Source organism: Eximiradius proteiniborus, assembly GCF_058546985.1.
Genome location: NZ_CM178592.1, coordinates 916,458 through 929,935, shown reverse-complemented (window position 1 = coordinate 929,935; position 13,478 = coordinate 916,458). Strand labels below are relative to the sequence as shown.

General features: G+C 35.8%; 7 protein-coding genes. 1 reads left to right on the top strand and 6 read right to left on the bottom strand.

The genetic code is table 11. The features are described from left to right. Positions 1 to 30: 30 nt before the first annotated feature. Together buk and ACY2LT_RS03900 are read right to left on the bottom strand one after the other, a co-directional pair. On the bottom strand, positions 31 to 1,104 hold the full coding sequence (gene buk / locus ACY2LT_RS03905) for a butyrate kinase (protein WP_491816534.1): 1,074 nt from the start codon (positions 1,102 to 1,104) through the stop codon (positions 31 to 33). A 10-nt stretch (positions 1,105 to 1,114) separates the two neighbouring features. Next, positions 1,115 to 2,017, bottom strand: coding sequence for a bifunctional enoyl-CoA hydratase/phosphate acetyltransferase (locus ACY2LT_RS03900; RefSeq protein WP_491816533.1), 903 nt, complete (start codon positions 2,015 to 2,017; stop codon positions 1,115 to 1,117). A 264-nt stretch (positions 2,018 to 2,281) separates the two neighbouring features. Here ACY2LT_RS03900 and ACY2LT_RS03895 point away from each other — a divergent pair, with 264 nt between their 5' ends. Continuing rightward, on the top strand, positions 2,282 to 2,803 hold the full coding sequence (locus ACY2LT_RS03895; protein ID WP_491816532.1) for a nuclear transport factor 2 family protein: 522 nt from the start codon (positions 2,282 to 2,284) through the stop codon (positions 2,801 to 2,803). Positions 2,804 to 2,879: 76 nt separating this feature from the next. Here ACY2LT_RS03895 and hcp read toward each other — a convergent pair whose 3' ends face one another. The 4 genes from hcp to ACY2LT_RS03875 all read right to left on the bottom strand — a co-directional run bounded on the left by hcp (position 2,880) and on the right by ACY2LT_RS03875 (position 13,457). Then, on the bottom strand, positions 2,880 to 4,508 hold the full coding sequence (gene hcp / locus ACY2LT_RS03890) for a hydroxylamine reductase (RefSeq protein WP_491816531.1): 1,629 nt from the start codon (positions 4,506 to 4,508) through the stop codon (positions 2,880 to 2,882). A gap of 11 nt (positions 4,509 to 4,519) precedes the next feature. Beyond that, positions 4,520 to 5,368 (bottom strand): ATP-binding protein, encoded by an 849-nt coding sequence (locus ACY2LT_RS03885; protein ID WP_491816530.1) that lies wholly within the window; start codon positions 5,366 to 5,368, stop codon positions 4,520 to 4,522. A gap of 141 nt (positions 5,369 to 5,509) precedes the next feature. After that, complete coding sequence (sov, locus tag ACY2LT_RS03880) at positions 5,510 to 12,349, bottom strand: T9SS outer membrane translocon Sov/SprA (protein WP_491816529.1); 6,840 nt, start codon at positions 12,347 to 12,349, stop codon at positions 5,510 to 5,512. 175 nt (positions 12,350 to 12,524) lie between these two features. Further along, positions 12,525 to 13,457, bottom strand: a complete 933-nt coding sequence (locus tag ACY2LT_RS03875) for a PorV/PorQ family protein (protein WP_491816528.1) — start codon at positions 13,455 to 13,457, stop codon at positions 12,525 to 12,527. Between the last annotated feature and the right edge of the window lie 21 nt (positions 13,458 to 13,478).

Here is a 13,478-nt window from a genome sequence, read left to right as displayed (position 1 = left end):
TCATTAAAATTATGGCTGATTTTTTCAAGATTATTTATATTCTTTAATTTCAATTTCGCCTTTAATACCGTAGTAAACACCTTCGGATAATGCTTGCATTTCATCTTCGCCAGGGTACAAATGAACTGGTGCAATAAATTTAACGTGTTCAGTTAAATATTCAGTAAGAGGCTTGGAACGAGCCATACCACCGGTTATCAGAATAGCGTCCACTTTCCCAGAAACTACTGGAGCAAGCGAACCAATTTCTCTTGCAACTTGATATGCCATAGCAAAAAATACTTTGCGGGCTTCTTCATCATTTTTTTCTAATGCCCGAATTTCAACTTCATATGCATCATTTGTATCAAGATATGCAACAAATCCGCCTTTCCCGGTAATCATTTTTTTTACTTCTTGTAGTTCATATTTACCAGAATAACAAAGACTTACCAAGTCGCCAACTGGCAACGAACCAGAACGCTCCGGTGAGAATGGACCATCTCCGTCTAATGCATTATTAACTTCAATCACTTTACCGTTTTTATGCAAGCCGACAGAAATACCACCACCAAGATGAACCACAATAAGTGTAAGTTCATTATAGTTCTTGGAATGTTCACGTGCAAAACGTCTTGCTACTGCCTTTTGATTTAAAGCGTGAAATATGCTTCTTCTTGGCAACAAAGGATGTCCCGAAAATCTTGCTAATTCATCAAGTTCATCTACTACAACAGGGTCTACAATAAATGCATTATCTTCGCAGCCAGCAGCTTTAGCAATTTCGTAAGCAATAAGTCCACCAAGATTAGATGCATGCTCTCCCTGTAAACCTTTTTTAAGGTCGTCTATCATTGTTTGATTAACCCGATACACTCCACCAGGAATTGGCTTGAGCAGTCCACCACGTCCAACTACGGCGTCAAAAGAATGAACATCAACACCATTCTTTTCAAGAAATTCTAAAATAACTTTTTTTCTGAAATCGTATTGGTCAATAATTTTATTAAATGGTGATAATTCTTCTGTACTATGTTTTAAATTCTGGACAAAAACAGGATTTAAATCCTCATATACAGCTATCTTTGTTGAAGTTGAACCAGGATTAATTGATAATATTTGCATAATTACTCTCCTAATCAGAAATAGATGTTGATAATGCTATTGACATAAGTTTGCTTTTATCACTATCTGCTCGGGATGTAAGCACAATTGGACAGGCAGCACCAAGAATAGTTGCTGCAACAGTTGCTCCAGAGAAATATGTAAAACACTTATAGAGAACGTTGCCAACTTCAATATTTGGAACAAAAAGTAAATCTGCATCACCAGCAACAGGGCTTTCAATTCCTTTGTGTTGAGTTGCTTCGAGCGAAACCGCATTATCAAATGCTAATGGTCCGTCTATGATGCAGCCTTTAAGTTGCTTACGTCTGTTCATCTGAGTGATAATCGCAGAGTGTAGTGTATTTTCCATTTTGGGATTAACAGTTTCAACTGCACCAAGCAAAGCTACCTTTGGGCAACTAACACCGATTTTGTGAAATGCAGAAATTGCATTCCTCAAAATGGAAATTTTTTCTTCGAGAGTTGGGCAAATATTTTGAGCAGCATCAGTGAGTGCAATTACCTTATGGTATGCAGGCACTTCAAAAAATCCGATATGGCTAAGTAATTCATCTTTTCGCAAGCCTTGCTCACGGTTTAGCACTGCACGAAGAAAATCAGCTGTCGAAACAAGTCCTTTCATCAAAATTTGTGCAGCATTTTCTCTAACTAAGCCAACAGCTTTGCAGGCTGCTTTGGCTGGATCCTTCTCATCAATTATTTCAAAATGTGAAATATCCAATTTCAATTCATCAGCATAATGCTTGATTTTTTCGGTGTTTCCAACTAAAAGTCCATCGACTATTCCTTCTTTTTCAGCAGCAGTAATAGCTTGAAGAACAGGTTCGTCCTCTGCGGCAGCAACTACAACTTTGCGTTTAGGACGGCTTTTAGCAATTTGCAAAAACAAGTCTAAAGATTTGATTTCCATTAGTTTTTCCTAAATATATTTTGCAAAAATATCATTTCACACAAACAATAAATATACATTATAAGTCCATAATATAAAAGGAAATTCTTAAAATTTACCGATTGTGATCATAATAAATAATTCATAAATACTCAAAAAAATCGAAACAAGCGTAAAAATAAACAATCACGATTATAATTTATTTTGAAAAATAGTTAATATTTTGTAACTTTTCACAAGATTTTGGTTTTAAATAATAAGAAATATAATCTATTCGGAGTATTTATGAAAAAGTTCGTACTAATTTTATTATCGTTTGCATTTATCTTTTCATCCTGTAAAGAAGAAAAAGTAGCTCTCTCACCAGAAAGAATCAGAATTGAGAAAGACAAAGTATTGGAAACCATTAAAGCTTTTCACACAGCATACGAAAAGAAAGATTTTGGGGCTATGATCCCAACTTTGGCAGGTGAAGTGGTGTTTTTTGGAACTGATTCTGGTGAAGTGATTACTACTTTTTCAGATTATAAACAAAAAATGCTCGAACAATGGCAAGAATACGACTTGATGAAGTATGGTGAACCTTACGATGTCTTTATCGAAATGGATCCATATGGTAATTTTGCTTCGATAATTTATGGCGTTCAGTTATATGTTAAAAAGCAGAACTTTGAAAACACCTATCAGGTTAGAGCCGCAAGAACCTTACGTCGTGAAAAAGACAAATGGGTAATTGTAAGTGGTATTGTAAGTATTCCTCGTTCTCCATCAGAGTCGCTGACGGGCGCAAAAAACATTCAACAGTAACTAAATAACAAAATTCTTATCAAAAGAGGCTGCCTTTATGATAGGCAGCCTCTATTTTTTAGGTATTTGAAGTTTTTTATACGCTGAGTATTTCTTTCATATCTTGTTCGGCTGTTGTTATCGGTGCAATATTATATGTTTTTACAAGAAAATCAATAATTTCAGGTTCTAAAAATGCTGGAAGCGACGGACCAAGTTTAATGTTTTTGATACCTAAGTATAGGAGAGTAAGCAAAATTGCAACAGCCTTTTGTTCGTACCACGAGAGAATTAAAGAAAGCGGCAGACTATTCACGTCAGTTTTGAAGGCTTCAGCTAATGCTATCGCTATTTTAATAGCAGAATATGCATCGTTGCATTGACCAACATCAAGTAGACGAGGCAAACCAGCAACTTCACCAAATTCAAATTTATTGAAGCGGTATTTTCCGCAAGCAAGTGTCAATATAATTGTATTTTGGGGAGCACTCGTTGCAAATTCTGTATAATAATTCCTTCCGCTTTTTGCCCCATCACAACCTCCTATCAGGAAGAAATGTTTTATTTCTCCATTTTTTACTGCTTCAACGACTTTATCCGCAACTCCTAATACTGCATTATGAGCAAATCCAGTCATAGTGTATTTCTCTTCAGCATCTTCAATAAAACCTTCGCAAGCAAGTGCCTCTTCAATTAACTCCGAATAGTCATAATTTTGTATGTGGCGAACACCTTCCCAAGCAACAAGTCCTGATGTAAAAATACGTTTTTTATAACTTTCGCGAGGTTTTTGAATACAGTTTGTTGTCATTAGAATTGCCCCAGGAAACTCTTCAAACTCCTTTTGTTGATCCTGCCAAGCTCCACCATAATTTCCGACAAGATGTTTGTATTTTTTTAGTTCAGGATAACCGTGTGCTGGCAACATTTCTCCGTGTGTATAGATGTTTATACCTTTACCTTCTGTTTGTTTAAGCAGTTCGTGTAAATCTTTCAAATCATGTCCTGATACTAAAATTGCCTTTCCTTTGACCGGTGTAATTCTTACTTTAGTTGGAACAGGATGTCCATAAGACCCTGTGTTTGCACTATCAAGCAATTCCATTACTCGATAATTCAATTCTCCAACTTTAAGAGCCATCGGGATTAATTCATCGAGATTATGCTCGTAATTCATAAAATCGACAAGTTCTATAATTTCGTCAAGCAATTTATCATCTGTGTAGCCAAGTATATATGCATGGTCTGCATATGCCGCCAAACCTTTAATTCCATAAATAATTAATTCTTCCATCCCCGCCACAATACGTCCAACTTCTTCTTTACGCTTTTCAATTGAAATAGTATCTCCAAATTCAAGCATTAATTCATCATCATCTATAAACTGAAATTTCTCTGATTTGCGAATATGAGGTATATCTTCTACTGCATTATAATTTTTTCTTAATTCTTCTATCATTTCAGAAATTTTTCGGGTTACTTCTTTCACACGTGAAGCATCAAAATTGACGTTAGTAACAGTTGTGAATAATCCTTCAATGATAGCAATTTTGTGTTCAAGACGTATTTGGCTGTTCCCTTTCATCTTGTTCAAGTAATATGCAAGCCCTTTGATTGCAAACATCAAAACATCTTGAAAGATTGCGGTTTTGTTGTCTTTGCCGCAAACTCCTACATTAGTGTGGCAACCACCTTTTCCTGTTTGTTCACATTGATAGCAAAACATTGATTTTCTCCTTAATTTTTAAATAAAATTTGTTTGTTTATTAGTTCACCTTCTACTGAAAGAGTGTGTTCTTCAATTGTTAGATTTTGTTTGCCACTCATTCGGGCTGCTTCAACTGTAATGTAACTAAGTCCACCACAACAAGGAACTTCTATTCTTACAACAATAATTTTAGGTATTTCGTTGTGCTCAAAAATTGCCGCTAATTTGGGAATATATGGTTCTGTCCTATCAAGCTTTGGACATGCAACGACAACACTTCTGTTCTTTATATATTCTTCGTGAACATTAGCACTTACTATTGGACCGCAAGTAGACATTATTAACATTTCGCGTCCGTTGAAAAACGAAGCTATCGGATTTACCAAATGAAGCTGAACAGGCCATTGCTCTAATTGTGATGGTATTCTTTCTCTCTTATTTTCTAAAGTTTCTGTTTTAGGTCGCTTGATTTCTCTTGCCATCGAACCCGGGCAACCACAAGCCATTGTATTTTTCTTGTCTTCCAGCTCGACTTTTACCCCTTTTTCTTTCAAATAGTCCATTGCTTGATTAAAATAGAGCATTTCATTGTGATCTTTTAAATGTTTTAAGTGTGCTTCCAATACTTTCATAGAATTTTCATTCAATAATTTTTCGATTACTTTTATTTCATCATAAGCTTCTGCTTCACGTTCAATAACAGTTATTGCTCCTTCGGGGCATTCACCAATACATGCTCCAAGACCATCGCAAAATATTTCGTTAATAAGCTGGGCTTTTCCATCAATAATCTGGATTGCACCTTCGTTGCAAGCAGTTACGCAAATACCACAACCGTTGCATTTTTCATCATCGATTTGTATTACTTTTCTTAACATTTTTTCTCCTTTTATAATCAGATAAAAAAATCTGATATTAAAAACGAACTAAAAAATCTGATATTGTAAAAAAATAAAAAAATTCCTGATTTTTTTTCAATACTGGAATTTTTTATTCGAGAATATTATTATTGTAATGAATTATCTGCCGCCAGCAATTGAAATTCGAATATCTAATCCAACTTGTGTTGTATGGAAACCAGGTTGGGCGGCACCTTCGTTGAATGTTCCTTCGTATCGGAAGAATAAAGAAGCTGTAACGCGGTTACTCATCGAGTAACGTGCTCGAGGCTCAACAATAATCTGTTTATTACCCGTTAGTGTTCTACCATTTTTATTTTTTCCTGTAAAACTCGAACGGTCTAATACATCAAAAGTAGTATTTGAATTATCTTTAAAAGTAAAGAGAAAACTATATTCCAAATCATTTTGTAAACGAATACCAAAGAGAGGAAACTCGAACCCACGCTTCATATAGCTTGCTTGGGCTGTGATTTCGTTAGTAGTTTGCTTGGAAATTGTAGAACGTCCTGCAGCATTCAATTGATAAGATGTTTGCGAGACCCATTTGATATTTGCAGTAAGTTGTCCATCGAATTTATCTTCATCAAAATTTGCTGTGACGCCAACTACTGGATTAAAACCATATTGCACAATTTGGTTCTGCACGGAACGACCGTTATCTGTAATAGAAGCGCTCTCCTGATAAGTCGAAGTATAAACGTGATCAACCGTAACTTTTTTAACATAATCTTTCCAGAAATCATATTTTTCGAGTCCTTCCCAGCGAATTCCATAGTTCAGACTTGGCAAGAATTTACCAACTTTTCCACCAGTAAGTGAAAACATCTCAAGTCCTTCATAGAAAGATCTATTTAGTGCTTCAAGTAATTTCTGATTTTTGCTAACTGTATCAAGATTGGAATTAATAATTCCTGCTTTCCTCTGATTATATAGTTCAACAACGTGTTCAATTGTATTATTGAATGGGTTGAAACCAAAAATAGTTGGAAAAGTAATAAATGTTCGATTAAATGTTTCGGTTACAATTACATTACGTGGATGTGGATGACCAAATTCATCAGTTTCAATAGTTTGATTTCTGTTGTATCCCTTAGAAGTTTTCCAATTGATATCGAGTGTTGCTCCTTCCCACAATGGACGAGATGTTCTCATTTCTAATGTAGAATTTTGAGCGAAATTTTCCTGTAGAACAGCATTTGGTGGACGTCTTCCTTTGCTTGTTTTGAAACCAAAATAGGGGAATTTGTTGCTTCCAGTCATCTGAAAATCACCGTGTGGTGAACTAACTAACCCTAATTGGTATGGGGTAGATGGTCCAAACATTTCAATGCTTTGTCTTCCTAAAAAGTTTCTTGCCCATACATTAGAAAGCCCTGTGCCACCAAATACACCTGGATTTTGTGCGGAATTTGTTTGATTAAATGTAAAGTCTAACTTTTCCCAATCTAAAAATATAGTTTTAAAGAATTTAGCTATTCCACCTAAATTGTTGCTACTACTTGTATCGGGCTGTCCAAAGCGACGACCTATTGGTTGGGATTTAATTCCAAACCATTCATCTGACATAGCTTTTAGTTTAATAGATTGATTTATTCGAATATTGTTGTTAAAGCCAGCTGATTTTGCAATATCTCGAATTGCTGGATCCTGCTGGAGCGGATTATTCCAATTGTATGTTGTATTGAAAGCACCAGAGATATCGAAATATGCAGCAATATTAGCAATTTTAGGTAAAATAGGTTTGAAATTGACAGAAAAATTTTGTGAATGTAAATTATTTTTCCCTAAATCAATAAATTTATCTTTAAAGAATATTTGCCTTGCAATCTCGCTTCCAGTGCGTTGTCGTCCAAATTCATCTAATTCAAACGGGACAAGTGTCGAATTTGTAGCAAAATTATAATCAATTATTGGATTAATAAAGCCACCTTCGATAAGTTTCCAATTGAAGCCTGCTGTTCGATTTGCAGTAAAATCACGAATAACAGGGCTTGGAAAATCTAAAAATCTTGACTGCTCCGTTGCCCGCCGGCGGGACATATCAAGACCAGCAGTGAAATTTGATGGTAGTAAACTAATTTTCCAATTTTTATAAGAACCAAAAAATGGAGCGTCGCCTATCCATGTCAAAGGAGTAAACGTTAGTAATGCCGGAATAGGCAAAGCATACTGTAAATTCAAACGCCAAATCCAGTTGAAACGTTGCCTGTATAGCGAGGAACGTTCAAACTCCTGAGCGTAAGAGTAGCCAATAGTAACTCGGTTGAAAGTTTCGCTGATTAGCCAGTGTTGAATAGGGATTCCAAGTCGAACCCCTGTAAGTGCCCAGCTATCCTGTACTTTTAGTGATTGAGACGATGTTTTAACTTCCTGGGCTGCACGATTTGCATCTTCTTCTGATAATCCGGCAGCACGTGCTCGCTCATAGGCAGCACGTGCTGCTTCGTTTAAGTTTACATCAGAATTTGCTTGATACACAGGTTTATCGTTGAATTCTGCGTGTGTGTAAGTGATAGGCAGTTTCATTTGTGAAAAACTTTTTGGTGCAAATCTTTCAAGATTGCCATTCATCGAGATATTCCAGTTAGTTGAGAGCAGTCTGTTCCCGAAACGTTCCTCAATTCGGTGGAAATTTGGTTGATATGTGCTAAAAGTAGCATCTATTGAACCTAAGTCTGCAAGCTGCATATTAAATCCGGCAACACCTGCCCAGTCATTCGAAGATTCTGGATCTAATAGGCGAAGTTCATTAATCCACATAGTAGTGGAAAGCTCTTGAAAAGCATCTGATGGATTTGCAATACCAATACCAAAAAATTGAACACGAGTAAGAATAGGATTTCCTTTTATAGCAAATGTAGCAAGTGGATCATTTGGGACTGGAAAAACTTGCTTACTCCATTGCAAGGATGTATCTCGAATTTGTTTTATTGCAGTTAATTCCGATAGCTTTATTTCAATATCCTGCCATCCTTGTAACAAAGGTCTTCTGTATTCATAATAGTTAGCTGAATCTATTCCAAAACGAATTAATGCGTACGCTTTTGCTTTTGCACCTGCCACCATATTTGATGGCATTGAACCATCGCCGTGTATAAAAAATTTGAGCTTTTTATAATAGAAAATATCCATTGCGCGGAAAAATCTTACTGCCATTCTCTCTTCGCCCCAACGAAGATTACGCACCGATAAAGACAATGATTGTTCATTAAGCCGAATATCTTGTGTCGGATCAGGATTGTTCAGCAATCGAGGTGCTTTTACTCCCGGTGGCATAGTATAAAAGTCTGGTTCACCTGAATTTTCCCATAGATTTACAAATGAAACTGAAAGAACACTATCATTTGGTGGAACATCAGATAAATTGTGTGAACGCAGCCATTGAGAACCAACTAAACGCCAATCAGCTATTTCTCCACGAAATACTCCACCTTGAAAACGCAATCTCACATATTGAATATTGGAAAATTGAGGATTTCCAACAAACGATTTTGGTTTTCTGATAGGAATTCTATATAAATACCAGCCTTTTTCCGGATTACCGCCAACAATTTGAGGATTGTTATTAGGATCAGGTAAAATATCTACTTCATAAGTAAAATAAGAATTATCAAGGTTAATCTGTAATCCATTGTTTGGGTTCATTGCTTCTTTATCTGGAAATTGCCCTAATTCCGAAACGCTGGCATTACCTTCGAAATTGTTATAGAATTCAAAATCGGATTCACCTCTATCCTGATCGTTTTTATTGAAATTAAAACGATAATTATCTCTTGCCGGATCATTTTCTAAATTCAATGGATAAGGATATTCCTCTTTTTCGTTTTTATCGTCAGTTGCGTCAATTCCAACATCTTCACCGGGGTCTATTATATTGTTTGGGAAAGGATTGGCTTGTGTTATGCCATCTTCACTGTTTGGTATCCCATTAGGAATAATGTCTTCGCTGATTTGCCCCAAATCAATATACATTTTTGTGTTTCCCGGATCCCACTGCCCGACTCTCATCATAATTTCTATGTATTCGATATTTTCATTATCGAAATTGGTGTTGAAAGAAGAAAGCAAGCGGGTCATTCCAGCCCAAATTTTCGGTTTATTTTGTGGATTGGAAGCAAAATCATTATTAGGATCGTATTGCGGATTAATTGGATCTAAAAATTCTGGATTTTTATTATATATGCCTCGTTTTCCGTGCTCGAAAACAATATTGAGCGGATTAATATTCATCTTTCCTTGTTGATAAGATTTGTTTTTCGGATATACTTCACGTATAGGAACACGAGGAATAAAATATTGATACCAGAACATTTTAGCGCGGTAGTTGGTTCTGCCTTCTGCTGATGAATCAATAGAAATATCTTCTGGTGGGGCAGAATGTTGCCACTGGGATGGTATTAGTCCCAAAGGAATATATCTTTGTGCTCCTTCAAAATCATCAACATAAACTACTGGTAAATTATTGTCTGATGAAATTTCAGAACGCCTTTTATTAGGTTCAGGCATAATCATTGCCCATTCACCTTTTAGAGACATAGAAGAAGGTGCTTTTGTATCGTAGAAAGGCAGTAAATCAAGTGCTTTTGTTAGCCAAGGTGCATTCCAGTTAGCTCGTCCATCGAAACCGAACATAAAGTTCGAAACGGGTTCATCTCCCAACCGGACTCTATCGATAACAGCAGATTGGTCGTAATACATCATAGTCATACCAAGTCCGGCATTGGCATTTCTGGATTTCCAAAGATTTAAATCTGCTCTTAATCCGGCAAGTGTTTTAGTTGCAACATTGAAAATATCGTGCTGTTCATATTCTACTCGTAAATTTGCATTTGGAAGAGAGGCTCTTGGGTTTCTAATTGTCACAACCCCAGAATAATAATCCACAACATAATCCTCATATTCCCGCAAAGGAACACCGTCCAGAGTTACTCTAACGCTATTTGGTGGAAGTGAAAATGCATTTAAAGCAATTCTGTTTGTTTGACGCCCTGAAACTTCACCACTTATGACAAATCTATCTCTTGCTGTATTTCTTCTGGCAGCATCGTATGTGGTATCATATACTTGATCGAAAGTATATATTTCTGCTATTTCGGGTGTTCCAAGTTTTCCAAAATACCGCCTTAATCCATCGGAGAATGGCTTAACGTGTGGCAAAGTGATTTCACCGCGAATTGGATCAAAAAACGGTGGTCTCAGATCAAACTGCCCATCAGGAGGCACTGCACCAGTAGAATTATTGACTTGGTCGACACCAAAAATTGTAACTAATTTATCTGTTGCACCTTCTATTAAGTCAGTCGAATCATTTGTTTGTCTAAAATACCATATCCCAATTTTTGTTTCCGAAATATTAACATTTGAAGCATTTATTGAATATTTGTTTTTCATTTGCCTATCCCAAAGGATTTTGTATCCAGGGACAAGGTTGGGACGATATATAAGCTTGAGAATTAAAGTATCACGTTCACCCACCATATCTGAAAATTTTCCATAATAGATGTCGTCGTTAGGATCGGGAGTTTCTCCCTCGATACGGTAAACAACACCATAAGTGCGATCCTGACGTAAGTTATAAATCGTTAAGGTGCCAAGATTATAATCGATATGGTATTTTGTAGAATCTAGCAAAATAAATCTGCCTCGTTCTACTAAACCAGCCTGAATAGGTCTGTTCTTATCGGCAGATGTCCAGTCTTCACCTTGTCTTAGCTTTTTGCCGGGCAAATCAGCAATAGCAACGGCATTTGCTACAAGTGGATTCGAAATTTCAGTTATTGCTTCCCAAACCTCGATTTGCTTAATTCTAAGATTTGCAGCACTTTTAGGAATGATAGGTGTTGTGTTTTTGAAATATTCATTATATACTTCCCAATAAGCAGTATCTAAAAAGAAATGATTTTTTGCATAATCATAAGGACGTATTGAGAAATACTGCTTGCTTGCTCCACCACGAACATCAACGTATTTTCTTTGACCACGTCTTTGAGAAAACACTGATTTCAAAAACAAAGGTCCAAATTGGAAATCTGCTCTAACTCCAAATAATGCACTGCCTCCTCCAATTAAAGTTGAAGGAATTTGAAAATCAATATTTCCAAACTCTAACTTTTTAATTATATCGTCGTCCTCTCCTTCGTATGCAACTTTAAACTCATTTTCATATTCGAACTGACGACGAGTATTCCAATTTGTTCCTAATCGTAATTTATCACCAATCTGACCCGTAACATTAACTCTAATATCCTGTTGGAAAATAGGGGATGATTGCGATTGCCCAAAAGAAGATACAGTCCCTAAATTTTGAGAATCCCACCGCCAACCTATTCTCAAATTCACTTCGCCATTAACATTGATACTTACTGTTGGTTTTCCAAAAATACTTGAAATTGGGCTTGGGGGAATAGGTATTGTAAGTCCGGTAGATTGACCAATTAAAGCGGCAAGATCACCACCTGAAAGTGCTTTCTTCAAGTCGTAACTTGTTGTAAGAGAATCCCAGATTTGATGTTGTATATAGTTTTTTCTCTGCAAAAGAAATTGTTCAAAGTCTACAGGATATGTATTATTAACGACAGTTGAATCGAAAAGTTCGGTATATCTGAATTCATTCAGTGAACTATCCAAAAAAGCAGTTGATGTTATATAGTTTGGTAATTTCTGGCGATAATAAATATTTCTGTCAATTTCTGGGGCTTTAAGAATTTTCAACCTCTCCTGTTGAACAGTGTCTCTGCCAAAAATCATTGAGTCGTAGATTTCAATATCGTCAAAGTTATATCCAAGTGCATAAAATAAATTAGGCGAAAGCAAATATAAAACAGGAAGAAAAGAGTTGTTTATTTGAATTGATTTGTTTGGATTCTGAGCGAAAGATTGAAAAAATGCAAGCAGGCTCACACCAAGGATTATTTTTGCAACAGTTTTTTGCTTAAAATTGCCCAACTTTCTTTTCAAAATTGTTCGTAATAATTAATTAACAAGAAGTAAAAAATGTTATTACACTTTACATAAATAAAATTACAAGTTACAAAAAAGTATAAACTTAATAAAAGCAAATTAAGTAGTATGGGCAATATTCAATAACAATTCTGCATTTGTCCAACATATAACAAAGAACATTATTGCATACCTACAAATGTGTAGATACGCTTAATCTATGCAAATTCGCACCATCTCCATATTGAGAAAAGCCATAATCAATGTTAAAGTCTTCAAGGACTATCCCTAATCCGCCACTGAAACCTGTCATACCTTTATCAAAAGTGCTCGCAATTTTTGAACGAATATGGTTATTATAACCAACTCTTAATTGTAAATATCTGCCTAAATATATTTCTCCACCAAGTGAAAAATTTCTAAACTTACTTATGAAGTTTTTAGATTTATCTGCAAGGTGATGAAAATTAATATTTGCTAACAACGGCAATCCGCGCAATCTATGATTGGCACCTATGCGAACATCTAATGGCATATTTTCTTTACGTCCTTCCAAAGTGGAAAGTTGAGTGCCTGCGTGCAATATGCTGAATGCTAAGTTTGAACGTCCATCGGGAAGCAAATAGATTAATCCCGCATCAATAGCCATTGCCGAAGTCGAAGCTTTTTCTAATGAGAGATAAGCAAATTTTAATGTAACACCATAGTAAAGATTAGTATCGAGAGTATTTGTATAAGATACGCCAAACATCAAATCGTTTGCTGAAAATGAGCCGGGAAGTTTATTTCCATCGCTATCATAATAATCAAATGATCCATAAGAAGTAAAAGACGCACTTCCGGCTAATCTGCCAATATTATCAAAATCGTGAATATATACTAAATTTCCACTATTTACATCAAGAATGTGTTTTGTAAAGCTAAAAGAAAAATTGTTGCTTTCTATTGTCGAAAGTGTTGCCGGATTGTAAAAAACAGCGCTTGGGTCGTCGATTACTGATGCAAAACTACCACCAAGTCCGGCTGCTCGGGCACTTGCGATATTCCTCAAAAAATTAAAAGGTGTATTATCCGCATAAACAGCGACATTCAATAAAAGAAAAACAACAAAAACCACTTTTTTCATAAATCATCCAAATAACTTATG